Source organism: Novosphingobium sp. BL-S-19, from assembly GCF_055521675.1.
Map to the genome: position 1 here is coordinate 121,332 of NZ_CM145497.1, position 26,169 is coordinate 147,500.

The window sequence follows — 26,169 nt, forward strand, 5'->3', positions numbered from 1 at the left end:
TGCCCCGCCCCTGCCCCGCCCGCAGACTTGCGGCGAAAGAATCGAAAAGACGGGGACAGGAGTGCAACCGGCATGAACAAGCCTGCGGAGGCCATGGCGCCGCTCGACGGCCGCGATCCCGGCAACTTGCGCGGCGATCCGATCACGGGGGACCGCTACTACGCCCGCGATTTCGCACAGAAGGAATGGGACGGGCTCTGGACCCGCATCTGGCACATCGCCGGGCGCCTGGCCGACATTCCGGAAGCCGGCGACTTCATGGTGCATGATTTCATGAAGGAATCGGTGATCGCGATCCGGCAGGAGGACGGCTCCGTCCGCGCCTTCTACAATTCCTGCGCCCATCGCGGCATGCGGCTGGTGCGCGGCATGTCCTCCGTCGACACGATTTCCTGCCCCTACCACGGCTGGCGCTATGCGCTGGATGGCGCGCTGATCCAGGTGCAGGACGAAGGCGATTTCCCGCAAGGCAGCCCCTGCGGCAAGCTCTCGCTGAAGGAACTGCGCTGCGAAAGCTGGGGTGGCTTCGTCTGGTACACGATGGCGAAGGAGGGACCGGGTCTGCGCGAATATCTGGCCCCCCTGCCCGACGTCTACGCGCGCTATCCGATGGAAACTGCCGTCCGCGTCGCCTGGTATCGCATCGCGCTGAATGCCAACTGGAAGTTCGTGACCGACAACTTCTCGGAAAGCTACCACACCCGCACCGCCCATCCGCAAGTGCCGCCGTGGATCGATCAGGACGTCGACACCGCCCGGCACGAGATGTGGCCCGCCGGGCATGGCCGCACGGTGCAGCCGATGCGCCCATCGCTGTCCGACCGGCTGCCGGACGACCTGCCGCATCCCTACAAGCTGATCCTCCAGCACTGGGGCATCGATCCGGACGGCTATGCCTCTTACGAGGACATGGCGATGCAGGGCTGGCTGGACCTGAAGGCCGCGAAAAAGCGCGATTGGAAGGCGCGCGGCTATCTCCATTACGAACACATGGATGAGGAGGAGATTACCGACAGCCCGCACACGGTGATCTTCCCCAATGTGACGATCAGCTTCCTGCCGGACAATCTGGTGCTGTTCCGGTCCGAACCGCATCCCGAAGATCCGGAGAAATGCTTCTTCGATCTGTGGTGCATGGCCTTTCCGGTGGCGGGGCAGGATGTGGTGGAATCGGTGATGGCCGGCCCCCGCCCGCTGCGCGAGGCGGCCGCCTGCGAACACCGCGATTTCGACGGCGGTCGGGGGATTCCTGAACTGGCCGGGCAGATCGTCTATCAGGACATGGAACTGGCCGAAGGAATGCAGGCAGGCATGCATTCGCGCGGCTATACCGACGCTTACCTGCCGGCGCAGGAAACCCGCGTGCGCTTCTTCCACGAAGTGCTGAACGACTGGATCGAAGGAAGGAAGCCCTGATGGCGAACGTGGCAATCACCGGCGCGGGGCGCGGCATCGCGCTCGAACTCGTCAAGCTGCATCTGGCGCAGGGGGACCGCGTGTTCGCCCTGCTGCGCGATCCGGGGCGGGCGACGGCGCTGCAAGATATCGCCGAGGCTTCGGGCGGCCTCGTCACCCTGCACGCCATGGACGTGGGGGACGACGCCTCGGTAAAAGCCGGCGCGGCTGACACCGGCCACGGCGCGATCGACGTGCTTTATAACGTCGCGGGCGTATCGGGCAGCGTGACCTCGGAACTGGAAAGCGCCGATTTCGCGGACTGGCTCAACGTCTTCAACGTCAACGTCAATGGACCCATGCGCGTGTTCCAGGCCTTCCTGCCGCGCCTGAAGCCGGGCGCGAAAGTGGTGTGCTTCGGCAGCCAGGTCGGCGCCTCCACCTGGCCCTATCCGGGATATGAGGCCTATTCCGCATCCAAGGCGGCGCTGCACCGGCTGGTGGTCTCCATCGCACTGGGCACGCAGGATCGCGGGATCATCGCGATCAGCGTCCACCCCGGCTGGGTGCAGACCGACATGGGCGGGCCGCAGGCGGATCTGACGCCGCAGGAAAGCGCGGCCGGCATCGCCGAACTGACCGGGCGGCTGACGCTCGCGATGTCCGGCGGGTTCTACAAATGGAACGGCGAACCACATCCCTATTGAACACGCAGGAGATACCCCGCGCATGGCATTCACCGGACCGCTGGAAGACCGCATCCTGATCCGCGAACTGTTGGATAGTTACGCCCACGGGGTGATGACGCGCGATGCCGAAGTCTGGGCCGCGACATGGGCGGAAGACGCCTTCTGGGCCTTGCCCGAGTTCCCCGATCTGGGCGGCTACACCGGCAAGCCCGCCATCGTCGCGGCATGGGTGGAATCGATGAAGCGCTACGGCCTTTCCGGCGGCCGACCGATGATCTACGTCGCCCATCCCGGCACGATCCGGGTGGAGGGCGATTGTGCCACGGCGGTCTCCTACACATCCGAACTGTTCGACGATCCCGCCAGTGGCAAGACCATGCGCCTGCGCGGCCGCTATGCCGACGAACTGGCGCGGATCGACGGGCAATGGCTGTTCACTCGCCGCGAATATACGACGATGGACGCGCGCGAGGATTGAAGGGCGACGAAGTCGCGGGGACAAATTCAACGTCATTTGATGGCTTGGATGGGTGGTGAGTTGCCATCACCTCACCCACCCCGCTCATGCTGAGCTTGTCGAAGCATGGGGAGCCGCGGCGCCCAGCCTAGGGGGCTTCGACAAGCTCAGCCTGAGCGGGGCTGGAAGGATGGTTTTTGGGTGGACGCGAACATGAGGTCGGGTACGCTGCCGAGATGCGATTACTAGTCCGCTTATCATCCGCCGCGACACTGGCGGCCTGCCTTCTGACCGCAGGAACAGCCAATGCCCATGCAGAGTGTTACGACGCAAAAGTTATGGGAAGTATTGTCAGTCAACAAAGGGGCGAGGTCCGTGAACGCAAGGGCATCATATATTTTACGTTTCCCTACGCTCTTGAAATCGAGGTCAAGAAGGTCCTTGAAGGAACGGTAAAATCTTCTCGGTTGGCTGTCAGGTCCATTCAACACATGGCGGAACCGACTGAGCCACGCACTTGGAGGCTTCGACGTAATTCGGCAGGTTCTTATAATCGGGTTGAGGGCGCGGAGCGCCGATGCTCGTTGAAAGCTCCGCCAGCCAAGCCTCTCCCATCTGAATACCGTTAACCGCTTTGTCGACACTTGCGGACTATCCAAATCCGTCCACGCACCCTAGCCTAGAACCGAGGCCACGTCGCTGACGCTGAACGTGCGGATCCGTTCGCGATCGAACAGCCGTTCCTCGTCCTCCGCGATCATCGCCTGCGTCGCGGGATCGCCCAGCGCAGCGAAGCAGGCATCCCGCGTTGCTTCGTCGGGAAAGTCGATCTCCATCACGACGTCGACATCGCAGATCTGGTCCACGCCGTCGGTCGGCGTGAGGTAGCGCCGCACATAGCGCGTGGCATAGCCGGTCAGCACCCGCTCGCCGACGCGGCGGTGGTGGGTCTCGTAATAGATGCGAAAATCCTCGCGGCTCATGCCCTTGCGGCGCTTGAGCAAGGTGACTACGGTGACGGTCACGCCAGGGTATCCAGCCAGCCGCGCGTGGCATCCAGTACCGCCTTGGCGCGCAGCACCGGATGGGCGAAAGCCTCGCGCAGTGCGGCAGAGCGCAATTCGATGGACAGCGGCACGTCGGCCGGCAGCGCTTCCAGCAACGCCGCCAAAGGCAGCGCCCCCTCCCCGCACTGTTCGCGCAAGTCCACCGCATCGGTAATCACGGCGGCGAAATCGTCCGGATCGGGCCGCGCGGCGCGGGCATCGCAGAATTGGGCATAGGGCAGCAGTGCCGGATCGATGGCGGCGATCTCCGCTACACTGGTACCCGAACGGTCGACATGGATCGGATCGACCAGCACTGCCGCCAGCGGATGATCCACTTGCGCGATCACGCCCAGCGCCTGCGCCAGGTTCTTCACCTCGGTAAAAATGCCGAATTCCAGCGCCACGCGCATGCCCGAACCCTCTGCGTGACGGCAGAGCGAAGCCAGTTTCGCCGCCGTCGCCCCAAGGTCGGGGTCGGAGGAGACGCAAAGCACATTCCCCGCGCCCAGATCCGCGCCCACGTCGATCACCTTGCGATGATCGTCGAGCGCGGAATCGGGCTTGATCCACACGACTTCCACATCGAGCACCGGTATCCCGGTGCGCGCCAGCGCCGCACGGGTATCGCGGCTGTGCTGCGCGGTCCACTGCGCCGGATCGATCCAGAGGCCGACCGCGTCGAACCCCGTCGCCGCGCCGGCCTCCACCACGTCCACCGCGCCGAATTCGGGCAGCACGCCCGAAGCCAGCGAAAGCTTGCGCGCCATCTGTCCCGTCCGCCTTACATTTGCGGTTCGGGCAGCGAGGCGTCGTCCTGCAAATACCAGTTCAGCCATTCATGGAAGTACTGGTTGCCCCTTTCGTTGCGACCGAAGGTAAGCTCGTCATGCGCGCCTGATTCCAGGCCTTTCTGGATCTCCAACCCGATGACGTAATCCTCCTGATAGGTCACGTCGCGGAAGAAGTTCATTGCCGCCTCCACCTTCTCGCGGTCCGCCTCGTCACGGACGGGATCGCGGCGCAGGTAGTTCAGCACGGTGCGGTTACGGTCGGGCGTCGGCCCTGGGAATAGCTGGGCGACCTGGGTGATTTCGGGCGCGATGAAGATCGATACGTTGGGGAAGAAGATGCGCACGAAATCGTAGCCGTAATTCTCCTTGTTGCCCCATTCCTCGCGCGGGACGTCCTTCAACTGCTCGGCAATCGAGTGCTGGGGGAAGCCGATGCGGATGTTCGGGCCGAAGCCTTCGTAATGCGTGCAGTTGGACGGCGTGCGCGGAAAGATCGTTTCCGGATGGAGCGACTGGAAGTGATAGCCCTCCAGATAGCCGTCGAAGGCGATCTTCCAGTTCGCACCCTCGATCGTGCGGTTGCCCAGATAAGTCCAGTTGGCGAAGTCCAGCGCCTCGAAATCCTCAAGATAACCGCGAAAATGATTGTCGAGGTCCATCGGCGCATTGGGCGTCAGGCAGACGAAGATCATGCCGGCGCGTTCCTCGCACGGAAGCTGGCGCAGGCCCATCTCGGCCTTGTCCACTTGCCCGAAGGTGCTCGCCTCCGAAATGCCCAGCAGGCGGCCGTCCGCCGCGTACGTCCAGGCGTGGTACTTGCAGGTGAAGCGCGCGCAATTGCCATGCCCTTCGGCCGCCACCGGCGCGCCGCGATGCGAACAGACGTTCAGGAACGCACGGACCTTCCCTTCCTTGTCGCGCGTGATCAGCACCGGCAGGCCCACGGCCTCCATCGCCTTGTAATCGCCGGGCTTCGGCATTTCCGCGGTGAAGGCCAGCATCAGCGGCACGCGCTTGAACACCAGCTCCATCTCGGCCTTGTACTGGTCCTTGTCGGTATAGCTTGCGGTGGGGACCTTGAATGTCCGATCCGTCTGGAAAGTCTTCTTGTTCTCGACGTAATCGAGCATGATCTCGGCAACGTCGCCAATGTGCTTCACGCGGTCCACTCGGTCCTCTCCCGCATCGTTATCGCCTGCGATCCTGTGCCCGTGAGCGGATGGCGGCAACCTGCGCAAGGTGATAGGTGCCATCCGGTGGCTTGGTACTTTGGCCAGTTGGCCGCGATCTTCGGCAAGGGCAGTCATCGGCGATGATGGAGAGGAATGACAGCCCCTGGGCGTGGCTGAAAACGCCGCCGCCGCACCTGGCCGCCTATGCCGAAACCGGCGTGTGGGACGAACGCACGATCGCGCAGCAAGCACAGGCGCTGGCCGAGGCGGACCCCGATTTCGTGGCGCTGATCGACGGCGAAGTCACCGTGACGCGCGCGCAGGCACTGGCCGATGCAGAGGCGCTTTCGGCCGCGCTCCACGCGCGCGGGCTGCGGCCCGGCGATGTGCTGGCCTTTCAGGTGCCCAACTGGCGCGAAGCGATGGTCATCAATCTGGCCGCCGCCATGTCCGGGCTGGTCGTCAATCCCATCGTACCGATCTACCGCGACCGGGAAGTGGCGCAAATGCTGGCCGATTGCCGCGCCGCCGCGCTGTTCGTGCCCGCCACGTTCCGCAAGTTCGACTATGCCGCCATGGCCGCGCGGATCGCGGCCGAGTTGCCCGACTTGCGGCATGTCTTCACTGTGCGTGGAGAAGGCGACGACGATTACGCCGCGCTGGTCGCGGAAGGACGCGGGCGGGCTTTCGCGCGCCCCGCCGTCGATCCGCTGGGCGTGAAGATGGTGCTCTACACCTCGGGCACGACAGGCAAGCCCAAGGGCGTGCTGCACAGCCACGTCTCCATCGCGCGCATCCTGCGGGAAAGCGCCGCGCATTGGGGCCTTGCGCCGGGGGAGGCGACGCTTATGCCCTCCCCCGTCACCCACGTTTCGGGCTATGCCAATGGGCTGGAGGCGCCCTTCGTCTGCGGCACCCGCACCGTGTTGATGGAAAGCTGGAACGCGGCCGAGGCGCTGGCCCTGATCGACCGGCACGCACTCGTCGGCACGGTCGCCGCCACGCCCTTTCTGGTGGAACTGGCGGCGGCGGCGCGTGCGGCGGGCAATCCGCTGCCCACGTTCCGCTTCTTTGCCTGCGGCGGCGCGGCGGTGCCGGCGGACCTGATCCCCGCCGCCAATGCCGCCTTCGCCCAGTGCCGCGCCTTCCGCGTCTTCGGCGCATCCGAAGTGCCGCTGGTGACGTTCGGCTGGCCGCGCGACGAGGCGCTTGCCGCCGTGACCGACGGCAAAGTGGTCGATTACGAAGTACGGATCGTCGACGGCGAAGACCGCGACTTGCCCGATGGGCAGGAGGGCGAGATTCTCGCACGCGGGCCGGGCATGTTGCTGGGCTATGCCGACGCGGAGCAGACGCGGGAGGCGATCACGGCGGATGGTTTCTTCCGTACCGGAGATCTGGGCACGCGCTCAGCCGAGGGGGCGATCACGGTGACCGGCCGCAAGAAGGACCTGATCATCCGGGGCGGCGAAAACATCTCCGCCAAGGAGATCGAGGACGTGCTCCACGGCCATCCGCTGGTGCGGGAGGCGGCCGTGGTCGCCATGCCCCACGTGCGATTGGGCGAAGGCGTCTGCGCTTATGTGATCGCGATTGGGGCGGTGTCGGGCGAAGACCTTGCCGCCCATGTCGCCGCCAGTGGGCTCGCCAAGCAGAAGATTCCGGAGCGGTTCGAGTTCCGCGAGGATTTCCCCCGCACCGCCTCGGGCAAAGTCCGGAAGGATTTGTTGCGCGAGGATGTGCGGGCTTTGCTGGTTCCGTGAGGATCAGGGAAAGACGTCCAAAACAATAACGTCATCCCAGCGAAAGCTGGGACCGCTGTCCATGAACAGCCCACCTTTCGGCAGGGCGTCAATACCCCGCCCGCGTACCTAAAGACTTGCCAGCGATCCCGGATCAAGTCCGGGATGACGAAGCTATGGCCGCGTCGATCTCGCTCTTCATCGGATTGCGCCGCAGGGTCAGGCCGCCGTTCACTTGCAGGTTCTCGCCGGTCATGAAGCATTCGTCGCTGGCCAGCCAGACGGCGGCGGCGGCGATATCGTCGGAGGTGCCGATGCGGCCCAGCGGATAGCCGGCCAGAAACGCATCGAACAACCCCGGCACCTGCTTGGCATCCGCGGTCATCGGCGTATCGGTCAGCCCCGGAGAGATCGAGTTCGCCCGCACCCCCTCGCGCCCGAATTCGTTGGCCACGCAGCGGATCACATGGTCCGTCCCCGCCTTGGTGCCCATGTAGGCGGCGTGATCGTCCAGCATGATCGTCGCCGTGGCCGAACTGATCTGGATGATCGAGCCGCCCTGCCCGCCCCGGCTGCGCGCCATGCGCCGCAGCATCGACTGGAAGAAGTGGAACGGCCCGACGTACTGCAGCATGGTCATCGCCATCACGTCTTCGTGCGTGGTGTCGAGGAACGGCTTCAGCAGGCCCCAGCCGGTGGCGTTGAGGGCAATATCGATGCCGCCCAGTTTCGCCGCGCCCGCTTCGGCCAGCGCCTCCACGCTGCCTTCGTCGGTGAGGTCGCACGGGGCCCATTCGCAGCCATTTTGCGCGGCAAAGTCGGCCAGAACGGCCTCCTTGCGCCCCGATACCAGCACGCGCGCGCCTTCGGCCAGAAAGCGCCGGGCGATGTGCTGGCCCATGTTGTCCACGCTGCTCGCGCCCAGAATCACGGCGCGCTTGCCTTGCAGTCGTCCCATCATCGTCTCCCGTCTCTATCAGCGGGGGCGTACCACGCCGATGGATGCGCCGTTCCTGACCAAAATAGGAGTGGCCCCCGCGCCTTGGAGCGGCGACAACTCACACAGAAAACAACGCGCGAAGGCAGAGGAACAGGCAGCCATGGATCTTGGACTGAAGGGCAAGAAAGTCATTCTCACCGGCGGCAGCCGCGGCATCGGCCGCGCCGCGCTGGAGATTTTCGCCGCGGAAGGCTGCGACATCGCGTTCTTCTCACGCAATGCCGAACAAGTGGCCGAAACGGTGGAGTCGCTGGCAAGCCAAGGCGGCATCGTGATCGGTGAGGCGTTCGACATGCTTGACCACGGCGCTTACGTCGAATGGCTGAAATCCGCCGCCGACAGACTGGGCGGCTGCGACATTTTCGTCCCCGGCGCCAGCGCCTCCGGCTCCGGCGCGACCGGCGATTGGGAAGCCTGCTTTGCCGCCGACATCAAGGGCACCGTGCTCGGCTGCGAGACCTTGCTGCCGTATCTGGAGAAATCCGGCTCCGGCGCGGTCGTGATCATGGCCTCCACCGCCGGCACCGAAACTTTCATCGTGCCGCAGGCCTTCAACGCCATGAAGGCGGCGCTGATCGCCTATTCGGGGCAACTCAGCCAGATGGTCGGCCCGCAGGGCATCCGCGTGAACTGCGTTTCGCCCGGCCCGATCAAGTTCCCCGGCGGCAACTGGGAAGCGATCGGCGCGGCCATGCCCGAACTCTATCAGGCGACCGAGGCCGCCTTCGCGCTCGGCCGCTGGGGCGGACCGGAGGAAGTGGCCCGCACCATCGTGTTCCTGGCCAGCGCCGCCTCTTCTTACACCACCGGCACCAACGTGGTGGTCGACGGCGGCTATACCAAGCGCGTGCAGTTCTGACGTTTACCCTCCGGCATGGAGCTGGCGGCGGGCCTTGGGTCCGCCGCCTTTTTTTGCGTAGTGCGGGGGTGCGGGGGCCTTCGACAAGCTCAGGCTGAGCGGGTTGAAAGAGGCGTGCGCGAGGGGGGCGGGAAAGGGTGGATGAGGGCGTGGCGAGAGCATGAACGAGGCCCCCCAGCACCCCACCTCGTCATCCCCGCGAAGGCGGGGATCCCGCTTTTCTTGCGGCATGCGAAAGGTTGCAGAAGGAAGCGGGGCCCCCGCCTGCGCGGGGGCGACGATGGTGTTTGTAATTTGATGTTGGCGTGGGCACGCGCCCAACAGGCACTTACACGATCTTCAACACCAGCTTCCCCGTATTCGCCCCCGAAAACAGCCGCATGAACGCGGCATAGGCGTTCTCCAGCCCCTCCTGCACATCTTCGTCGGCACGCAACCGCCCCTCGGCCAGCCACTTTGCCATCTGCGCGCCGCCCTCGGCAAAGCGATGGGCGTAATCGGCGATCAGGAAGCCATGCACCGTCGCGCGCCGCGTCAGAATTTGCCAGAGACTCCGCAAACCCTGCTTTTCCGCCGAATTGTATTCGCTGATCAGCCCGCAAAGCACGATCCGCGCATGGAGCGCCAGGTTGAACACTTCCGCCTCCAGCACCGGTCCGCCGACGTTTTCAAAGACGATGTTCGCGCCGTCCGGCGCCGCCTCGGCTATCGCGGCGACCAGCGCGGCGTGGTCCTTGCCCTTGTAATCGATGGCGACGTCGAAGCCATAATCCTCGATCAGGCGACGGCACTTTTCCGCACCGCCCGCGATGCCGACCACGCGGCACCCGGCGATCTTGCCAAGCTGGCCTACCGCCGATCCCACCGCACCCGCGGCGCCGGAAACCAGCAAGGTTTCCCCCTCACGCGGCTGGGCCACTTCCAGCAGGCCGAAATAGGCCGTCAGCCCCACCGCCCCCAATGCCGAGAGATAGTTGGACGGCGACGGCACCGCCGCAATGTCGATCGGCATGGTGAAGCCGCCCGGCATCGCCACCGAGTAATCCTCCAGCGCGTTCAGTCCCATCACCCATTGCCCTGGCGCGAAGTCCGGATTGTTCGATGCGTGGACCACGCCCACCGTCGTCGCGCGGACCGGATCGCCCAGCGGAATCGGCGGCATGTAGCTTGCCACGTCATCCATCCACCCGCGCTGTGCGGGATCGAGCGAGGCGTAATGGTTGCGCACGACGATGCCGCCGGGCGGCGGGACGGGCACCGCCTGCTCCACCAGCGCGAAATCGTCCGGCACGGGTTCGCCCTGTGGTCTGCGGGCCAGCAGGAAACTACGGTTCACGGGCATGGCGTGGTTCTCCTCTCGATTGTCCGCTGCCTCGCCATTCCAGTCCCAGTGTGCACCTGTGCAAATTGTCAGGTCGGGTCGCAGCGAATTCGTAGCATAGTGAAAGAGTAAAAACGGCTACACGAATAGTCGGGGAGAGGGAGAAAACCAATGGCATCCGCACGTCGTCGCGGAGCGTTGCTTGTCGCACTTTCGACAAGCGCGCTCTCATGCATCGCGTCTCCAGCCTATGCGCAGAGCGAGGCAGCAGCCCCGCCCGAAGCGCCAGCAGCCCCGGCTCCGGCCGCGACTCCCCAACACGCCACGGTCGATACGACCGAGATCATCGTTACCGCGCGGCGGCGTTCCGAAACGCTGCAGTCGACCCCGGTCGCGATCACTGCCGTCAACGCCGCGATGCTGGAAAACCGGGCCGCGGTGAACATCGGCGATCTTCAGGGCGCCGCGCCGGGCCTCTTGATCACCCAGCAGAATTCGGGCGCGCAGGCGGCCAACATCTCCATTCGCGGGCTGACGTACGCCGATATCGAAAAGTCCCAGACGCCCACCGTGGGCGTGGTGGTGGACGGGGTGACGATCGGCACCAGCACCGGCCAGCTTCAGGACGCGTTCGACATCGCCCAGATCGAGGTGCTGCGCGGCCCGCAAGGCACGCTGTTCGGCGCGAATACCATCGGCGGCGTGATCAACATCACCCGCAGCAAACCGACGATGGAACCCGGCGTGAAGGCCGAATTCACGTATGGCCGCTGGAACACCTGGTCCGCCAAGGCCATTGCCAACTATGGCGACGGGGAGACCTGGGGCGTGAAGGCCTGGTACTTCCACAACCAGACCGACGGGTTCTACCACAACGTCACCCGCGACACGAGCGATGGGTGGAGCAAGGGGGACAACTACGGCGCCAGCCTGCTGTTCGAACCCAGCGGATCGGGTTTCGACGCGCAGCTTACCGTTGCCAATGTCGTTCAATCGTTCAATCCGGTGGTCAGCAACCTGACCAACAGCACCGAAGTGTTCTGCCAGTACGAGCCGGCCAATCAGTGCAACCGCAACACCACGACCGACCTCTACACCACCTTCGGAGACGCCGCGAAGAGCACCTATCGGGCCCCTGAAGCCACCTTGCAGATGAATTACGACCTTGGCGGCGTGAAACTCTCTTCGATCACCGGCTGGCGGCACAGCAAGGAAAAGCAGACGCAGGACTTCGATGGATCGTCCACCGATCTCTACTATGTCGACCGGCGCCAGCATTATACCCAGTGGAGCCAGGAACTGCGCGCCGCCGGCAACCTGTTTACCGGTCTCGACTATGTGGTCGGCGGATACTACTTCCATTCCAGCTACGACCTGATCCAGTGGACGCGCCTGTTCGGCTTCGATTCCTCGATCCCGCCGACGACGTTCGACAAGAACCCACAGAGCGTGGAGGGCAAGACCACCAGCTATGCGTTCTTCGGGGACTTCAACTGGGCCTTTGCCGACAAATGGCGCCTCTCCTTCGGTGGACGCTGGTCGCATGACAACAAGAAGCTGACCAACAGCTTCGCCGAAACCGGCTTGATCGGATCGGGCGATGCCAACTTCTCGAAATTCACGCCCAAGGTGGGCATCGACTATCGCCCCAATTCCGATGTGATGCTCTACGCCAGCTGGTCGCGCGGGTACCGTTCGGGCGGGTTCAGCCCCCGCGCGGCAACGGCGGATACCGCCAGCACGCCGTTCCAGCCGGAAACCGTGGACGCTTATGAAATCGGCGCGAAGATTTCTGCTTTCGATCGCCGCGTGCAGATCGATCTGGCCGGATATGTCTCCGATTACAAGAACATGCAGCAGAACCTGACGGTGCCCGGCGGCCCCACCGGCAACCAGACGATCACCGGCAACGTGCCCGGCGGCGCGCTGATCAAGGGTATCGAGATGGACGGCACCTTCCGCGTGACGCCGGACTTCACGATCACCACCTCCGCCGCCTTCATGAAATCGCACTTCCGCAATTTCGTGACCGACGGGGCCTATGGCACGCTGATCGTACCGTTCGACTATTCGGCGAACCGGCTGATCTACGCCCCGAAGTTCACCGCATCGATCAACGGCGACTACACGATTCCCACCAGCTTCGGCAAAGTGGTGGCGACGGCCGGATGGCGGCACATCAGCCCTTATGACGAGCAGATCTCGCAGGCCTCGCTCACGCCCGTGCTCGATGCCGACGGCAATGTCACCAGCGTGATCGTCAACGGCAACGATCCGCGCGTGCGCACCACTACGCAGGATCTGGTCGACGCCAGCCTGACCTTCAATTTCGATATCGGCGACAAGGAAGCCTATCTGCGCGTGTTCGGCCGCAATCTTCTGAACGAGAAGACGACCACCCACGCCTTCACCGTCGCCGGCTTGTGGTCGTTCGGCATGGCGCTGGAACCGCGCACCTACGGCGCCACCATCGGATTCAAGTTCTAGTCTTACCAGGAGTACTGCGAATATGGGTCGTCTCGAAGGAAAGATCACGCTGGTTACCGGCGCCGGAAACGAACGCGGGCTGGGCGCGGCCACGGCGCGGCGCTTTGCCGAGGAAGGGGCGTTCGTCTACCTGACCGACCTCGATGCCAAGGGCGCGGAAAGCGTCGCCGCCGCCATCCGTGACGCCGGCGGGCAGGCGGAAGCCCATGCCCAGGACGTGACCAGCGAAACGGGGTGGGAGGACCTGTTCCAGACGATCGAGAAAGGCCATGGCCGGCTGGACGTGCTGGTCAACAATGCCGGAATCGCCGTGCTCAAGCCGCTGACTTCGCTCTCCGTTGCCGACTGGGAACGGCAGAACAAGGTCAATCTGGACAGCGTGTTCCTGGGCACCCGCCGCGCGGTGGAATCGATGCGCAAGACCGGCGGGGGCGGATCGATCGTCAACCTCTCCTCCATCGGCGGGCTGGTCGGCGTGCCGATGTGCGGCGCCTATGGCGCGGCCAAGGGCGGCGTGCGGATCTTTTCCAAGGTGGTGGCGATGGAATGCGCGGCGGAGGGCATCCGCTGCAATTCGGTGCACCCCGGCATGATCGAGACGGCCATGCAGGACGTGGCCCGGCACGACAATCCCGAAGGCTTCAAGGAGATCGTCGCCTCCATCCCGATGAAGCGCATGGGCAGCCCGCTCGATATCGCGAACATGATCCTGTTCCTCGCCAGTGACGAGGCGAACTACATCACCGGCGGGGAATTCGTGGTGGATGGCGGCGTGACAGCGATGTGAGGGGGGCGGCCCGGGCTTCGCGACAGAGGCGAGGCCCGGGCCGGTCTTGCCGCCTCACGGATCGGCTAATGCGAGCGCGTGTGCCAGCCGATCCGTGAGAGAGCGCCCGCATAATACCACTTCGTCATCCCCGCGTAGGCGGGGATCCCGCTTGTTCCTCGCGGCGAGGCAAAAGGAAGCGGGGCCCCCGCCTTCGCGGGGGCGACGGATGTGTTTTGACCCGCCGAGTATGGCGCATTGAGGCCCCAAGCCTGCGCCTCAGGGGTCCGGATCCTAAAGCCGCACCACGACCTTGCCGATGTTCTTGCCCGTCAGCATCCGCTCATAGGCGGTCAGCACGTTCTCGATACCCTGCGTCTCGTCGAAACGGACCGAGAGCTGCCCCGCATCCAGCCACGCGCGCAGTTGCGGCAGGAATTCCGCGCCGCGTTCGAGGAAGTCCGGGATGAAGAACCCCTCCACCCGCAGGCGGCGCATCAGGATCTGGTCGAAACGCGCGGGGCCGGGCATCGGCGCGTCGCTGTCATAACCCGCCACCATGCCGCAGATCGCCACGCGGCCGTAATGCGCCATATTGGGCAGTACCGCGTCGAGGATCGGGCCGCCGACATTGTCGAAGAAGGCATTGATCCCGCCGGGCACGCTCGCCAGCCGCGCCTCCACATCCTCGGCGCGGTAGTCGATCGCCATGTCCACGCCCAGTTCCTCGACCAGCCAGCGGCACTTCTCCGCCCCGCCGGCGATACCGACCACTTTCGCGCCCAGATTGCGGCCGACCTGACAGGCCAGACTACCGGTTGCACCCGCCGCTGCCGAAACCGCCAGCCATTCGCCCGGCTTCAGCGCGGCCACTTCCTTCACGCCGACATAGGCCGTCCAGGCGTTCATCCCCAAAGCGCCGAAGTGCTGGCGCGGGTCGGTGACGCTCTCATCCACCGCCTCCAGCCCGGCCAGCGCAGGGACGACCACGGCCTGCTGCGCCCATTGCCCGAAACCGCGCACCATCGTGCCCACCGGAAAGGCGGGATCGCGGCTCTCGCTGACCCGGCCGAGCACCAGCCCCACCATCTTCGCGCCCAGTGGAAGCGGCGGCTGATAGCCATCGGTGCGCGGGCTCATCCACATGCGGGTGCCGGCGTCCATCGACAGCCATTGGACGGCGATGCGCACTTCGCCTTCGGCCAGCGGGGCCGGGTCTTCCTCGCAAAGCGTAAGGAAACGGCCGAAATCCGCATTGCCTTCGGGGTGACGGTCCAGACGCCAGAAACGGTTGCCGTTCAAAATCCACTCTCCTGTCTGGCTCTTGCGGCCCGATCGGGCACCGTCGCCCGCCCGCGCGCAGGCGCCACCTGACCAAACAGATAGGGCTATCCGTTTGCACAGGCCGCCCTGCCGCCCCCGCAGTTCTACGAAGGGGCCAAGACAAGAAAATACGCGACAAGAAAATTGGTGGGAGTCCTGACATGCGATTCTCGAAATCCATCCTGCTCACGTCGACGGTGCTCACCGTCACGCTGGGCGCCGCTTCGGCCCATGCGCAGGAGGCACCCCCTCCAACACCCGCTCCGGCTCCTCCAGCCGCAGCCGAGCCAGCACATGCCACCGGCGGCATTCAGGAAATCATCGTCACCGCGCGCAAGCGGCAGGAAACTGCGCAGGATGTGCCGGTGGCCGTCACCGCGATCTCGGCCGAGCAGATCGTCTCGCGCGATATTACCAGCGTGGAAAAGATCGCCGCCATCGCCCCGCAGTTCAACGTCGGCCGCGCCTCCAACGGTTCCGGCGCGCAGTTGACGCTGCGCGGTATCGGCTCCTCCTCCACCTCGATCGGTATCGAGCAATCGGTGGCCGTGGTGGTGGACGGCGCCTATTACGGGCAGGGCCGCGTGATCCAGGAAGGCTTCTTCGATCTGGCCCGCGTGGAAGTGCTGAAGGGCCCGCAGGCGCTGTTCTTCGGCAAGAACGCCACCGCCGGCGTGATCTCCATCACCACCGCCGATCCCACTTCCACCCCGCAGTTCCAGATCAAGGGCGGGTACGAGTTCAAGAGCCAGCAATACCGCGTGGAAGGCTTCGCCTCGATGCCGATCACCGATACGCTCGGCATCCGCATCGCCGCGCGCTATTCGAAGATGGACGGCGGCTATTACCGCAACGTCGCCAACGACGTGACCTTCACGGACATCGATTCCGTCAGCATCCTGGCCGGCGGCAACGGCAATCCCACCTCGCACATCGCCACGCCGGCCGCGCACAAGGCACCGGGAGAGGAAGAATTCCTGGCACGCGGCACCCTGAAGTGGGAACCGACCGACCGCCTGACCGTCAGCCTGAAGGGCAGCGTGGACCTGAACGAGGTCAACAACTCATCCTGGAACTACGTCGCCTATGCCTGCGGCAACGGCGCGACATCGCAGCTGAACGGCTATGCGTGCGAGAAGGACTTCGTCACCCACCAGAACAACATGCCGGCGGACGTCGCCGCCAACTATCCTTACGCCAAGAAGGACGGTTCGCTCTACAACCGCTACCATTCGGCGGCGGGCACGCTGAACATGACCTATGACGCGGACGAGTTGCAGCTCTCCTCCGTCACCAACTACCAATGGAACAACAACCGCTGGGCCTGCGCCTGCGATTTCCAGTCGAGCGACAGCGGCAGTGCCTGGGCGACCGAGAATTCGTCTTGGAAGGCGTTCAGCCAGGAATTCCGCGCGCTGACGCAGTTCAGCGGGCCGTTCAACATGATGGTGGGCGCGCTCTACCAGAACACCAAGCGCGATTTCGCGCAGTTCGTGATGACCGGCGGCGTCTCCAATTCCGCCGCACCGGAAGGCTACGAATACGTCGCCACTGCCAAGAGCAGCTTCACCAAGGGTGAGACGATGGCCGTGTTCGGCCAGCTGACCTACAAGATCGTCCCCACCGTGGAACTGGCCGGCGGCGTGCGCTATTCGGACGAGACCAAGAACAGCTTCTTCACCCAGCCCTACAACAACCCGCTGGTCACCAGCATCTTCCGCGACCAGAACGACCCCGACGGGCTGGGCGAAGTCACCGCCCGCCAGCATTTCACCAACTGGTCGCCCGAAGCCACGCTGACCTGGAAGCCGACGCAGGACCTGATGGTCTATGCCGCGTACAAGACGGCGTACAAGTCCGGCGGGTTCTCCAACGGCGGCATCAATTCGAAATTCTCGACCGATCCCACGGCGGACCTCACCTTCGATCCGGAAAAGGCCGAAGGTTACGAACTGGGCTTCAAGTCCACGCTGTTCAACCGCCAGCTGCGCTTCAACGTCACTGCGTTCAACTACAAGTACAAGAACCTGCAGGTGGACTTCTTCAACTCGCCCATCTTCGCGTTCCAGACGCTGACCGCCGATGCCCGCACCAAGGGCATTGAGGCCGAATTCCAGTTCGCGCCGAACGGCATTCCCGGCTTCGACCTGCACGGCTCGATCAACTACAACAAGGCGCGCTACACCGATTTCCCGGAAGCCCCGTGCTATGCCGGCCAGACCCCGGCGGAAGGCTGCAACCTTGTCGGCAACACCCGCCAGGACCTGTCCGGCACGTCGCTTTCGGTGGCCCCGCGCTGGACCGGCAATCTGGGCGTGAATTACGAGATGTCGGTCGGCTCCGCGATGAAGATCGGCATGAATGTCGATGCCCGCTATTCGGACAGCTACCTCGCCTCCGCCTTCGGCAATCCGCTGTCGAAGCAGGACAAGTACGTCACGCTAGACGCCGGCCTGCGCTTCGGCGCGGAGGACGACAACTGGCAGATCGCGGTGATCGGCAAGAACCTGACCAACCAGTTCTACGTCACCGGCGTGGTGGACGGCCCCTCCACCGGCAGCGGCACCGGCACACCGGCGGGCGTCCGGGCCGACCAGCTGGGCTTCGGCACCCTGCCGCGCACCGTGATGGTGGAACTGACGAAGAACTTCTGATTACGCCTCCCCCGCAAGGGAAAAGCCCGGCCTCCTATGCGGGAGGCCGGGCCTTTCTTGTTTGGAGAGTAGAACTGCGTTCGTTCCACCACCCCCTCCCAAACCCGCTCAGGCTGAGCCTGTCGAAGCCCCCGCGAGCGTGGCGCAAGGGTCCCATCCTTCGACAAGCTCAGGATGAGCGGAGTGGTTGGGGCGATGTCGGGGAGAGGTGGCTGGCAGAGCCCGCCCTAACACCCCTTCGGCGCATGCTGGCGATGGATATTGCGGAACGTCCGGCTCTGGAACAGCCACCGCCCATCGACCCTGCTGCAGGTGTCCTCATAGACACCCCGGTCGCGCATGGTCACACCGTCCTGATCGTAGATCTCTGAAGTATAGCTGCGCATCGTCGCGCTATCGCCGGTTACTTCGATGGAGCCCGGCCACGCCTCGAACATGATGCCGGGATAGGCCTTCATCGCCTCCATCCACATGGCGACGATAGCCGGGCGGCCCTTCTGGGTGCCCAGTTCGGGATAATCCGGCAGCGACCATTCGGCGTCGTCCGCCCATGTCGCGCCCCAGGCATCCGCATCGCGGCGGTTCACCGCATCGGCGTAGGTTTCCAGCAATTCGCGGATGGCAAGGCGGTCCTCGAAAGGTCCGGTATAGGCCATGGTTCTCTCCCTTTCAGACGTCGGTTTCGACCGGGCGCTCATGCGGCCCCGGCGGCGTATCGGGTACGGCGACCTCGATCATCCCGCCGGCAATGCGCAAATCGAACCGGCGCAGATCGGCATACGTCCCGCCGATGCAGCGGCCGGTGGAGATCTCGAAACGGGCGCCGTGCAGCGGGCACATGATCGCCCCGCGCCGCACTTTGCCGCCTGACAGCATCGCCGCCTGATGCGTGCAGCGGTCGTTGACGGCGCGGAACCCATCGTCGGTGCGCGCCACCAGCACGCTCCAGCCTGCGATCCGCGCGGCCAGCTTGCCCTCTTCCGGAAACTCGCCCTCGGGCACGAGGGGGTGCCAAGTTTCGCTCATGGCGTCAGATCCGGACAAGAGTCTTGCCGATCGTGCGGCCGGACATCAGATCGATGAACGCCTCGGGCAGTTTCTCGAACCCGTCGCGCAGATTGGCGAGCGGCTTCAGCTTCCCCTCGGCCACCCAGCCATCGAGTTCGGCCTGTGCCTCTGCCAGCACTTCCGGATAGTCGTAAGTGATGAAACCCTCCATGCGGATGCGATTGACCACCAGTTGCCACAGGGTGGTGACGCCGTGGGGATGATCGGCATCGTTGTACTGGCCGACCATGCCGCAAACGGCGACGCGGCCGTGCAGGCGCATCAGCGGCAAAATGGCCTCCAGCACTTCGCCGCCGACATTGTCGAAATAGACGTCCACGCCCTCCGGTGCGGCCTTGGCGATTTCCGCCGCGATGTCCGGCGTGGCGCGGTAGTCGATCGCCGCATCGAAGCCGAGTTCGCGGATCACTTGCGCTTTCTCCTGCGATCCGACGATGCCGACGACCTTGCAGCCCCGCGCCTTGGCGATCTGGCCCACGGTCGATCCGGTGGCGCCGGCCGCCGCGCTGACCACCACGGTCTCACCCGGCTTGGCCTTGCCCACCGCGAAGAGGCCGACCCAGGCGGTCAGCCCCACTGGCCCCAGCGCGCCCATGTAATGATGCAGTTCGGTATCGGGCTGGCGGTGCACCGTCTCCAGCCCCCAGGCATCGCCTGACAGCACGTAGTGATCGGACCATGTGGCAAAGGCCCGCACCAGCGTGCCTACCGGATAGTCCACGTGGTTGGATGCCACCACTTCGCCCAGCGACATGCCGTTGATCGGCGCGCCGAGCGCCACCGGATCGATATAACTGGGCCGATCGTCCAGAAATCCGCGGATCGCCGGATCGACCGATCCCACCCGCATCGCCACCAGAAACTCGCCCGGCCCCGGTTCGGGGCCCTCGGTCTCCACAAGCTGGAAGTCTTCCGGCACCGGCACCCCTTTGGGTCGCCGCGCCAGCACGATCTGTCTGACCTTTCCCATTCCGGCAGCTTAGCCGCGCTTGCCCCGCTGGCACGCTAGTCGAAACGCTAGGTTCGGGAAAATCGCGGGTTTGTCAGAGTCCGTCGCAGGCCAGACATCATGGCGGTGAGAGGAGCAATGCGATGACCATGAGCCCCGAGCAGATGATCGATTTCGTCGACCGCCTCTACGCCGCCACCGGCACGGGCGACTGGGAAACGGCGTCGCAGATGCTCACCGACGACTTCGTCGCCTATGAAGCAGACAGCCTGCCGATGGCTGGCGAGTATCGGGGCAAGGACGGTTTGCGAAACCTCTACGCCATAGTCATGGGCATGTGCGACGTGGTGGCTCTAGACCGTATCGAGACGGCGGCGGGCAAGGACTACGCTGTCGCCATCCTGTCGCTCCGTTTCGCGGACCCGTCGCTTCCCCCCGCCGAAATTTGCGAAAGGTTCCAATTTCGGGGCGGCAAGTGCTGCGAAATCAAGCCCTACTACTTCGACCCCGCCCCTTTCATCCAGGCGCGGCAATTGAAGATGAGTGTCGCCCATTAGAGCATTTTCCAATCCTGCCCGTCGACGATCGCCTGAATCGTGCCGACCAGCCAGGTCTGAGCTTCGATCTGCTCGGCCGGCGATGAAAGCGTCTGCATGTAACGATTGAAAATGGCGAAACCCACACTCAGCATAAGCGTGCTGGCGGCGCGTGCCTCGCCGTGGGGCTGGCCGATCCACGCGGCGAGCGGGGCAATGATGTGCTCCCTCGCCACTTTCGCGGATATCTCGCGCGCTTCCTGATCGCCCAGCGACAGCGCGATCATTGCCGGCGCGGTGATCCGCATCTCCGGATCCAGCACCGACCGCATGAGCGCTTCGCCGAACCCGGCCTTCTCCTGCAGATGCATGGAATCGCCGATGGAGGCGGCCAGCGCCTCCTCGAACAATTTGGCCTTGGTGCCAAAATACTTGACCACAAGGGAATTCACCACACCGGCACGCGCCGCGATTTCCCGCAGCCCGGCCAGCGAATAACCCTTTTCGGAGAAGGACAACTGCGCCGCTTCAAGGATTCTTGCCCGGGTATGGGCAGCGTCACGGGGATGCGGGCGCGCGTTCGAAGGCATTGCGCCCGCCTAGCACGCGATTGACACATGCCCAAGCGAGGGCACAGTGAGCAGGTGCTCACCCGTACCGGGGAGGCACGCACAGGGAAAGATAAAAAAGCAGAAGGGGGATGCCGGTGCTTCGTTGGCCGCTTGCAATCATTCTCGCGATTGTCGGGGCGACGCTTGCTGTTGGCGGCGTCACGCTGATCGAGGCGGGAGGCAGCGCTTACTATCTGGCAGCCGGCGTGCTGGTGCTTGCATCCACACTGGGCCTTGTCCGCCGTGCGCCTTATGCAGCCTGGGCCTATGGCGCGATGCTGGCCGGGACGATCGCGTGGGCCCTGTGGGAGGCCGGGTTCGATGACTGGGCATTGATGCCCCGGATCGTGGGCCCCGCCATCGTCGGACTGCTCTTCCTGCTGCCGGGTATCCAGCGGGCCACGGGCGCAAGCCGCTGGTGGGTCGGAGCGCCGATCCTGGCCGCGGCGGCGGTCATGACCTTTGCCGTGGTGCGCGCGCAGACGGCCGAAAGCGGCCTTCCCGCTGCCGCAGAAGTCGCCGCGATCCCCGGCGCCCCGCGCGACTGGCGGCACTGGGGCAACGATCTGGCAGGCACGCGCTTTGCCGCGATGGATCAGATCAACCGCGGCAATGTCGCTCAGCTCAAGCTTGCATGGCGGTATGATTCCCCGCTCAAGCCCGGCAAGCTGCCCAGTCTGGAAGCGGCCCCGCTTGCGGTGAACGGGCGGCTTTTCATGTGTCTGGAATCCGGTTCGGTGGTCGCGCTGGATCAGGACAGCGGGAAGCCGGTCTGGCAATATCTCGGCCTGCCGCGAAACTCCCCGCTGACCGGGTGGAAATGCCGCGGCGTCGCCTATTACGAGGCCCGCGGCCAAGGCGCGGAATGCCGCCGGCGCCTGTTCCTGACAGTGGCGGACGGAACCCTGCGCGCGATCGACGCGGAAACGGGCCGCCCGTGCAGCCAGTTCGGGACCGGCGGCATCACCGACCTCAAGCCCGGAATGGGCGCGTTGAAGCCCGACGATGCCCTGCCCACCTCCCCGCCCACCGTGGTGAACGGCGTGATCGTCGTGGGGCAGAGCATATCCGATGTCGCCTCCTTCGATGCGCCATCGGGCGTCATACGCGGCTATGACGCCGAAACCGGCGCGCTTCGCTGGGCCTGGGATGCCGGCCGACCTGACCGCCCGATGCTGAAGCCCGGCGAAACCTACACACGCGATACGCCCAACGCCTGGGGCGTGTTCAGCGGGGATGAGCAGCTGGGCCTCGTCTATGTCGGCACGGGGAACAGCCCGCCCGATTACTACGCCGGCTTCCGTTCCCCGATCGCGGACCGGTTCACCGACAACATCGTCGCGCTCGATGCGGCTACGGGCCGGTTGCGGTGGGCCTTCCGAACCGTCAATCACGACTTGTGGGACTATGACATCGCTGCGCAGCCCGTCGTTCTAGACCTGCCCGACGGCAAGCCGGCACTGATCGTGCCCACCAAGCGGGGAGAGATCTTCGTGCTGGACCGCCGCACCGGCGCCCCGATAGACCGCGTGGTCCAGAAACCGGTTCCGCACGACAATCCAGTAAAGGGCGGATGGAACGCGCCCACCCAGCCCTACACCACCGGCTTTCCCTCGGTTGCCGGGGAGGATCTGCGCGAGGCCGACATGTGGGGCATCACGCCGCTCGATCAGATGGCCTGCCGCATCCGGTTTCGTCAGGCACGCTATCAGGGCCAGTTCACGCCGATCACCACGCAGCCGACCATCACCTATCCCGCCGTCGGCGGCGGCATCAACTGGGGAAGCGTGTCGATAGACCGGCAGCGCGGGCTGATGGTGGTCAACACCCTGCGGTTCGCCAATCTCAACCGCCTTGCCCCGCGCGAGAAGGGCAAAGTGGTCAAGGCGGGCTTCGAAGGCGGCGTCATCAAATTCCCGCAGGAAGGCACGCCTTACGTCTTTGAATCGTTTCCCTTCCTCTCCCCCATCTTCGCGCCTTGCCAGAAACCGCCCTATGGCACGATCAGCGTGTTCGATATCCGCACGCGCAAGCTGCTGTGGAGCAAGCCGCTCGGCACCGCCGAAGGTTCCGGCCCGCTGGGTCTGGCGAGCCACCTTCCGCTTCGCATGGGCGCACCGAACTTCGGCGGATCGCTGACCACTGCCGCCGGGCTGGTGTTCATCGCCGCCTCGCAGGATCGAAGGCTTCATGCCTACGACATCGGCAATGGCAAGGAACTCTGGAGCGCCAGGCTGCCGGCCGTGGGGGCGGCGATGCCGATCAGCTACACCTCGCCCCGCACGGGCCGGCAATATGTGGTGATCGCCGCCGGCGGGCACTTCTCGATCCCCGGGCCACAGGCCAGCGCGGTGATGGCCTATGCCCTGCCCCAAGTGAAACCCCGATGACCTGCCCATCCACGTTTCGGGAGCCTGCGTGACCATGCCATTCGATCTTCAAGGCAAGACGGCACTCGTGACCGGCAGCAGCCGCGGTCTGGGGCGGGCCATTGCAGAGCGCCTTGCGGCGGCGGGCGCAATCGTCGCCATCAACTACGCCGCCAATGCCGAAGCCGCTGCCGAGACCGTCAGTGCCATAGAGGCCAAGGGCGGGCAGGCCTTCCCCGTACAGGCGCAATTGGGCGGTGAAGCGGAAGCGGGCCGCCTTGCGGACCATCTTGCAGAGGCCTTCACACTGCGCACCGGCCAGCCCGGGCTCGACATTCTGGTCAACAATATCGGCGGCGGCGACTATGGATCGCTGACCCAGACCAGCGAGGACGACTACGACCGGATGTGGTCGAACAATGTGCGCGGCGCCTTCTTCCTGACCAAGGCACTGCATGGCCGGCTCAACGATTTCGGCCGGGTGATCAACATCTCCTCGGTCGGTTCGCGGCTCACCGATCCCAACATCATCGTCTATACCATGGCGAAAACGGCGGTGGAGAGCTTCACCCGCGTTCTGGCCAAGGATCTTGGCGCGCGGGGCATCACGGTCAATGCCGTCCTGCCGGGTTTTACGGTGGGCGAAACCAACCTGCACGTCACCGAAGACCCCGAAATGGCAAAGATGGTGATCGACAACACCTTGCTGCGCCGGTTCGGCCGGCCCGAGGAAATTGCCGACATCGTCTATGCCCTCGCCTCCCCGCTGATGCGCTGGGTGACGGCGCAGAGCATCGATGCCAGCGGCGGCTTCAAACTCTAGGAGAAAGCCGCAGATGCCCCGGACAGTCAGGTTCCACCGCTTCGGTGATGCCGAAGTACTCCAGCTTGACGCGCTTCCCGTCGCCGAGCCCGGCGCGGGCGAAGTGCGCCTGCGCGTCGCCGCCTTCGGCCTCAATCGCGTGGAAACGCTCTATCGCGCAGGTAGCTTCGGGCCCGTGCGCTTCCCGGCCCGCATCGGTTACGAGGCAGCGGGCGTGATCGAGGCCGTGGGTCCGGACGTGGTGGACTGGGCCCCGGGAGACAAGGGCGCGACGCTGTTCGGCTTGTCCATGGAGGACTATGGCACCCACGGTGAGGCAGTCGTCTACCCTGCCGACATGCTGGTGCGCGTGCCGGACGGGCAATCGCTGATCGAAGCCGCCGCAAGCTGGATGCAATATGGCACGGCCTTCGCGCTGGTGGAGGTTGCCGGGATCAAGGCGGGCAATGCCGTGGTCATCTCCGCCGCCTCATCATCGGTCGGCCTCGCCGCGATCCAGATCGCCCGCGCGGAAGGCGCGCTGCCGATCGCCGTCACGCGCGGCCGTGCCAAAGTCGAAACACTGAAAGCCCACGGGGCGGCCCATGTCATCGTCAGCGACGAGGAAGACGTCGCCGGCCGCGTGCTGGAAATCACCCAGGGCAAAGGCGCACAGGTCCTGTTCGATGCGGTGGCGGGGCCGGCGCTGGGGCCGTTGCTGGGCGGACTAGCCCCCGGCGGCATAGCCATCGTCTACGGCCTGCTTGGCGGAACCACACTCGATCTGGCGGCGCCACAACTCATGACCGGCAACCTGACCCTACGCGGGCTTTCTGCCGACGTGTTCGTCCGCGATCGCGACATTCGGGAGAGGCTGGTCCGCTACGTCAGCGAAGGCCTGGCGCGCGGAACCCTGAAACCCGTGATCGACCGCTGCTTCGATCTTGCCGACATCGCCGCAGCGCACCGGTTTCTCGAAAGCAACGCGCAACTCGGCAAGATCGTCGTGACGACGGCCTGAAGGCTTTTTCCGAAGGACATGCGATGACCACCAAGACCAGCCAGATCCTTGCCGAACTTGCCGACCGCGAAGCGATCAGGGAATGCCTCTATCGCTATGCGCGCGGTGTCGACCGGCTCGATGCCGACATGGTGCGAAGCGCCTATTGGCCCGACGTCGTCGACAAGCATCTTGAGTTCGAAGGCAATGCGGAGGAGTTCATCGCCTGGGCCTTTCCGGCCATGCAGTCGATGGACCAGACCATGCATCTGATCGGCAATGTGCTGATTGCGATGCACGGGGATCACGCGGACGTCGAATCCTACTTCTACGGCTATCACCGTATCACCGTGGACGGGCGCAAGCTGGATGTGATCGGCGCGGGGCGCTACCTTGATCGCTTCGAAAAGCGCGACGACGAATGGCGGATCATCGAGCGGCTGGTGATGACGGACTGGTTCCGCGAATATGCCGATTCCGCCGATTGGAGCTTGGGTTTGCTCGGACAGCGATTGGACATTGGCGGACGTTTTCCGGACGATCCCAGCTACACCAGGCTCCAGCTAAGACTCTGAAAATGGGTTAGCGCTTAAGCTCGAAATCCCTCAGGCAAAGGCCGCGGCGATAGGAGAGCGATGGACCGATGAGCCCCGCGCTTGCACCGCGATGACATGGAACATATAAAGAACAAATGTCCCGACTCGCGATCAAGGCCCAGCTGTCGATCAAGGAACGCCTCGAAATCCTCGCCGATGCGGCCAAGTACGATGCGTCATGCGCCTCGTCCGGAACTGCCAAGCGTGACAGCCGCGATGGGCGAGGCCTTGGATCGACTGAAGGGATGGGAATCTGCCACGCCTATGCGCCGGATGGGCGCTGCATCTCGTTACTTAAGCTGCTGCTGACGAACCATTGTATCTTCGACTGCCATTACTGCATCAACCGGAAAAGTTCGAACGTGCGGCGCGCGCGTTTTACGCCGCAGGAGGTCGTGGACCTCACTCTCTCGTTCTACCGGCGCAATTATATCGAAGGGCTGTTCCTGTCCTCCGGCATCGTCAAATCGTCCAGTCACACGATGGAGCAACTCATCGAAGTTGCCCGAATTTTGCGGGAGGAGCACGATTTT

The 26,169-nt window shown here is 64.6% G+C and carries 24 protein-coding genes (1 of these 24 cut by a window edge); 14 read left to right on the forward strand and 10 right to left on the reverse strand.

Going from position 1 to position 26,169, the window contains the following annotated elements; genetic code table 11:
* Nucleotides 1-72 precede the first annotated feature (72 nt).
* Genes ACZ1JV_RS00545 through ACZ1JV_RS00555 form a run of 3 tightly spaced genes read left to right on the forward strand, consistent with a single transcriptional unit; the run spans nt 73 to nt 2,562 of the window.
* Complete coding sequence (locus tag ACZ1JV_RS00545) at nt 73-1,416, forward strand: aromatic ring-hydroxylating oxygenase subunit alpha (protein ID WP_465149149.1); 1,344 nt, start codon at nt 73-75, stop codon at nt 1,414-1,416.
* Entirely contained in the window at nt 1,416-2,102 is a 687-nt protein-coding gene (locus ACZ1JV_RS00550; protein ID WP_465149150.1) for an SDR family oxidoreductase, read from the forward strand. Before ACZ1JV_RS00545 ends, ACZ1JV_RS00550 begins: the two co-directional genes overlap by 1 nt.
* 22 nt (nt 2,103-2,124) lie before the next feature.
* Entirely contained in the window at nt 2,125-2,562 is a 438-nt protein-coding gene (locus tag ACZ1JV_RS00555) for a nuclear transport factor 2 family protein (RefSeq protein WP_465149151.1), read from the forward strand.
* A gap of 653 nt (nt 2,563-3,215) precedes the next feature.
* Here the strand turns inward: ACZ1JV_RS00555 and ACZ1JV_RS00560 are convergent.
* From ACZ1JV_RS00560 to ACZ1JV_RS00570, 3 genes are read right to left on the reverse strand one after another with little or no spacing between them, the layout of a single operon-like run.
* Complete coding sequence (locus ACZ1JV_RS00560; protein ID WP_465149152.1) at nt 3,216-3,566, reverse strand: EthD domain-containing protein; 351 nt, start codon at nt 3,564-3,566, stop codon at nt 3,216-3,218.
* Nucleotides 3,563-4,357 (reverse strand): sugar phosphate isomerase/epimerase family protein, encoded by a 795-nt coding sequence (locus tag ACZ1JV_RS00565; protein WP_465149153.1) that lies wholly within the window; start codon nt 4,355-4,357, stop codon nt 3,563-3,565. The genes ACZ1JV_RS00560 and ACZ1JV_RS00565 overlap by 4 nt, the downstream gene beginning before the upstream one ends.
* Nucleotides 4,358-4,371: 14 nt before the next feature.
* Nucleotides 4,372-5,550 (reverse strand): aromatic ring-hydroxylating oxygenase subunit alpha, encoded by a 1,179-nt coding sequence (locus ACZ1JV_RS00570; RefSeq protein ID WP_465149154.1) that lies wholly within the window; start codon nt 5,548-5,550, stop codon nt 4,372-4,374.
* Nucleotides 5,551-5,693: 143 nt separating this feature from the next.
* Between ACZ1JV_RS00570 and ACZ1JV_RS00575 the strand changes: the two genes are divergently transcribed.
* Nucleotides 5,694-7,316 (forward strand): AMP-binding protein, encoded by a 1,623-nt coding sequence (locus ACZ1JV_RS00575; protein ID WP_465149155.1) that lies wholly within the window; start codon nt 5,694-5,696, stop codon nt 7,314-7,316.
* A 133-nt stretch (nt 7,317-7,449) separates the two neighbouring features.
* Here the strand turns inward: ACZ1JV_RS00575 and ACZ1JV_RS00580 are convergent, their stop codons facing one another.
* Nucleotides 7,450-8,253, reverse strand: coding sequence for an SDR family oxidoreductase (locus ACZ1JV_RS00580; RefSeq protein ID WP_465149156.1), 804 nt, complete (start codon nt 8,251-8,253; stop codon nt 7,450-7,452).
* Nucleotides 8,254-8,395: 142 nt separating this feature from the next.
* On the opposite strand from ACZ1JV_RS00580, the gene ACZ1JV_RS00585 reads away from it, so the two are divergent.
* Complete coding sequence (locus ACZ1JV_RS00585; RefSeq protein ID WP_465149157.1) at nt 8,396-9,154, forward strand: SDR family NAD(P)-dependent oxidoreductase; 759 nt, start codon at nt 8,396-8,398, stop codon at nt 9,152-9,154.
* A 328-nt stretch (nt 9,155-9,482) separates the two neighbouring features.
* Here ACZ1JV_RS00585 and ACZ1JV_RS00590 read toward each other — a convergent pair whose 3' ends face one another.
* Nucleotides 9,483-10,496: an NADP-dependent oxidoreductase gene (locus ACZ1JV_RS00590; RefSeq protein ID WP_465149158.1), complete on the reverse strand. Its 1,014-nt coding sequence runs from the start codon at nt 10,494-10,496 to the stop codon at nt 9,483-9,485.
* Between the two features lie 150 nt (nt 10,497-10,646).
* Between ACZ1JV_RS00590 and ACZ1JV_RS00595 the strand changes: the two genes are divergently transcribed.
* Both ACZ1JV_RS00595 and ACZ1JV_RS00600 read left to right on the forward strand, forming a co-directional pair.
* Nucleotides 10,647-12,962: a TonB-dependent receptor gene (locus tag ACZ1JV_RS00595; protein ID WP_465149159.1), complete on the forward strand. Its 2,316-nt coding sequence runs from the start codon at nt 10,647-10,649 to the stop codon at nt 12,960-12,962.
* 22 nt (nt 12,963-12,984) lie between these two features.
* Nucleotides 12,985-13,749, forward strand: a complete 765-nt coding sequence (locus tag ACZ1JV_RS00600) for an SDR family NAD(P)-dependent oxidoreductase (protein WP_465149160.1) — start codon at nt 12,985-12,987, stop codon at nt 13,747-13,749.
* Nucleotides 13,750-14,022: 273 nt separating this feature from the next.
* On the opposite strand, the gene ACZ1JV_RS00605 is transcribed toward ACZ1JV_RS00600, so the two are convergent.
* Nucleotides 14,023-15,030, reverse strand: coding sequence for an NADP-dependent oxidoreductase (locus ACZ1JV_RS00605; protein ID WP_465149161.1), 1,008 nt, complete (start codon nt 15,028-15,030; stop codon nt 14,023-14,025).
* 182 nt (nt 15,031-15,212) lie between these two features.
* Here ACZ1JV_RS00605 and ACZ1JV_RS00610 point away from each other — a divergent pair, with 182 nt between their 5' ends.
* Nucleotides 15,213-17,705 carry a TonB-dependent receptor gene (locus ACZ1JV_RS00610; RefSeq protein ID WP_465149162.1) on the forward strand — a complete coding sequence of 831 codons (2,493 nt, stop codon included), beginning with the start codon at nt 15,213-15,215 and terminating at the stop codon, nt 17,703-17,705.
* A gap of 227 nt (nt 17,706-17,932) precedes the next feature.
* Here the strand turns inward: ACZ1JV_RS00610 and ACZ1JV_RS00615 are convergent, their stop codons facing one another.
* The 3 genes from ACZ1JV_RS00615 to ACZ1JV_RS00625 are packed head-to-tail and all read right to left on the reverse strand — an operon-like array spanning nt 17,933 to nt 19,743.
* Nucleotides 17,933-18,361, reverse strand: a complete 429-nt coding sequence (locus tag ACZ1JV_RS00615; protein WP_465149163.1) for a nuclear transport factor 2 family protein — start codon at nt 18,359-18,361, stop codon at nt 17,933-17,935.
* Between the two features lie 13 nt (nt 18,362-18,374).
* On the reverse strand, nt 18,375-18,731 hold the full coding sequence (locus ACZ1JV_RS00620; RefSeq protein ID WP_465149164.1) for a Rieske (2Fe-2S) protein: 357 nt from the start codon (nt 18,729-18,731) through the stop codon (nt 18,375-18,377).
* A 4-nt stretch (nt 18,732-18,735) separates the two neighbouring features.
* Nucleotides 18,736-19,743, reverse strand: a complete 1,008-nt coding sequence (locus ACZ1JV_RS00625) for an NADP-dependent oxidoreductase (RefSeq protein WP_465149165.1) — start codon at nt 19,741-19,743, stop codon at nt 18,736-18,738.
* 122 nt (nt 19,744-19,865) lie between these two features.
* Here ACZ1JV_RS00625 and ACZ1JV_RS00630 point away from each other — a divergent pair, with 122 nt between their 5' ends.
* On the forward strand, nt 19,866-20,279 hold the full coding sequence (locus ACZ1JV_RS00630) for a nuclear transport factor 2 family protein (protein ID WP_465149166.1): 414 nt from the start codon (nt 19,866-19,868) through the stop codon (nt 20,277-20,279).
* Here the strand turns inward: ACZ1JV_RS00630 and ACZ1JV_RS00635 are convergent.
* The gene (locus ACZ1JV_RS00635; RefSeq protein ID WP_465149167.1) at nt 20,276-20,776 is read right to left on the reverse strand and encodes a TetR/AcrR family transcriptional regulator; all 501 of its coding nucleotides are present in this window, start codon (nt 20,774-20,776) and stop codon (nt 20,276-20,278) included. The two genes, ACZ1JV_RS00630 and ACZ1JV_RS00635, sit on opposite strands and share 4 nt — an antisense overlap.
* 182 nt (nt 20,777-20,958) lie before the next feature.
* On the opposite strand from ACZ1JV_RS00635, the gene ACZ1JV_RS00640 reads away from it, so the two are divergent.
* The 5 genes from ACZ1JV_RS00640 to ACZ1JV_RS00660 all read left to right on the forward strand — a co-directional run.
* Nucleotides 20,959-23,259 (forward strand): outer membrane protein assembly factor BamB family protein, encoded by a 2,301-nt coding sequence (locus tag ACZ1JV_RS00640; protein ID WP_465149168.1) that lies wholly within the window; start codon nt 20,959-20,961, stop codon nt 23,257-23,259.
* 34 nt (nt 23,260-23,293) lie between these two features.
* Nucleotides 23,294-24,061 carry an SDR family NAD(P)-dependent oxidoreductase gene (locus ACZ1JV_RS00645; protein ID WP_465149169.1) on the forward strand — a complete coding sequence of 256 codons (768 nt, stop codon included), beginning with the start codon at nt 23,294-23,296 and terminating at the stop codon, nt 24,059-24,061.
* Between the two features lie 13 nt (nt 24,062-24,074).
* The gene (locus ACZ1JV_RS00650; RefSeq protein ID WP_465149170.1) at nt 24,075-25,061 is read left to right on the forward strand and encodes a zinc-dependent alcohol dehydrogenase family protein; all 987 of its coding nucleotides are present in this window, start codon (nt 24,075-24,077) and stop codon (nt 25,059-25,061) included.
* A 23-nt stretch (nt 25,062-25,084) separates the two neighbouring features.
* On the forward strand, nt 25,085-25,615 hold the full coding sequence (locus ACZ1JV_RS00655) for a nuclear transport factor 2 family protein (RefSeq protein ID WP_465149171.1): 531 nt from the start codon (nt 25,085-25,087) through the stop codon (nt 25,613-25,615).
* A 116-nt stretch (nt 25,616-25,731) separates the two neighbouring features.
* Nucleotides 25,732-26,169, forward strand: the 5' portion of a protein-coding gene (locus ACZ1JV_RS00660; RefSeq protein ID WP_465149172.1) for a putative DNA modification/repair radical SAM protein. 822 nt of this gene lie beyond the right edge of the window; only the first 438 of its 1,260 coding nucleotides appear in the window; its start codon is at nt 25,732-25,734; its stop codon lies beyond the right edge, outside the window.

What these genes read in the sequence shown, in the direction of transcription:
- ACZ1JV_RS00595 (WP_465149159.1), top strand. Translation starts at nt 10,647, where the DNA reads ATGGCATCCGCACGTCGTCGCGGAGCGTTGCTTGTCGCACTTTCGACA.
- ACZ1JV_RS00620 (WP_465149164.1), bottom strand. Translation starts at nt 18,731, where the DNA reads ATGAGCGAAACTTGGCACCCCCTCGTGCCCGAGGGCGAGTTTCCGGAA.
- ACZ1JV_RS00545 (WP_465149149.1), top strand. Translation starts at nt 73, where the DNA reads ATGAACAAGCCTGCGGAGGCCATGGCGCCGCTCGACGGCCGCGATCCC.
- ACZ1JV_RS00615 (WP_465149163.1), bottom strand. Translation starts at nt 18,361, where the DNA reads ATGGCCTATACCGGACCTTTCGAGGACCGCCTTGCCATCCGCGAATTG.
- ACZ1JV_RS00575 (WP_465149155.1), top strand. Translation starts at nt 5,694, where the DNA reads ATGATGGAGAGGAATGACAGCCCCTGGGCGTGGCTGAAAACGCCGCCG.
- ACZ1JV_RS00555 (WP_465149151.1), top strand. Translation starts at nt 2,125, where the DNA reads ATGGCATTCACCGGACCGCTGGAAGACCGCATCCTGATCCGCGAACTG.
- ACZ1JV_RS00655 (WP_465149171.1), top strand. Translation starts at nt 25,085, where the DNA reads ATGACCACCAAGACCAGCCAGATCCTTGCCGAACTTGCCGACCGCGAA.
- ACZ1JV_RS00645 (WP_465149169.1), top strand. Translation starts at nt 23,294, where the DNA reads ATGCCATTCGATCTTCAAGGCAAGACGGCACTCGTGACCGGCAGCAGC.
- ACZ1JV_RS00650 (WP_465149170.1), top strand. Translation starts at nt 24,075, where the DNA reads ATGCCCCGGACAGTCAGGTTCCACCGCTTCGGTGATGCCGAAGTACTC.
- ACZ1JV_RS00590 (WP_465149158.1), bottom strand. Translation starts at nt 10,496, where the DNA reads ATGCCCGTGAACCGTAGTTTCCTGCTGGCCCGCAGACCACAGGGCGAA.
- ACZ1JV_RS00630 (WP_465149166.1), top strand. Translation starts at nt 19,866, where the DNA reads ATGACCATGAGCCCCGAGCAGATGATCGATTTCGTCGACCGCCTCTAC.
- ACZ1JV_RS00565 (WP_465149153.1), bottom strand. Translation starts at nt 4,357, where the DNA reads ATGGCGCGCAAGCTTTCGCTGGCTTCGGGCGTGCTGCCCGAATTCGGC.
- ACZ1JV_RS00640 (WP_465149168.1), top strand. Translation starts at nt 20,959, where the DNA reads ATGCCGGTGCTTCGTTGGCCGCTTGCAATCATTCTCGCGATTGTCGGG.
- ACZ1JV_RS00610 (WP_465149162.1), top strand. Translation starts at nt 15,213, where the DNA reads ATGCGATTCTCGAAATCCATCCTGCTCACGTCGACGGTGCTCACCGTC.
- ACZ1JV_RS00585 (WP_465149157.1), top strand. Translation starts at nt 8,396, where the DNA reads ATGGATCTTGGACTGAAGGGCAAGAAAGTCATTCTCACCGGCGGCAGC.
- ACZ1JV_RS00625 (WP_465149165.1), bottom strand. Translation starts at nt 19,743, where the DNA reads ATGGGAAAGGTCAGACAGATCGTGCTGGCGCGGCGACCCAAAGGGGTG.
- ACZ1JV_RS00580 (WP_465149156.1), bottom strand. Translation starts at nt 8,253, where the DNA reads ATGGGACGACTGCAAGGCAAGCGCGCCGTGATTCTGGGCGCGAGCAGC.
- ACZ1JV_RS00550 (WP_465149150.1), top strand. Translation starts at nt 1,416, where the DNA reads ATGGCGAACGTGGCAATCACCGGCGCGGGGCGCGGCATCGCGCTCGAA.
- ACZ1JV_RS00600 (WP_465149160.1), top strand. Translation starts at nt 12,985, where the DNA reads ATGGGTCGTCTCGAAGGAAAGATCACGCTGGTTACCGGCGCCGGAAAC.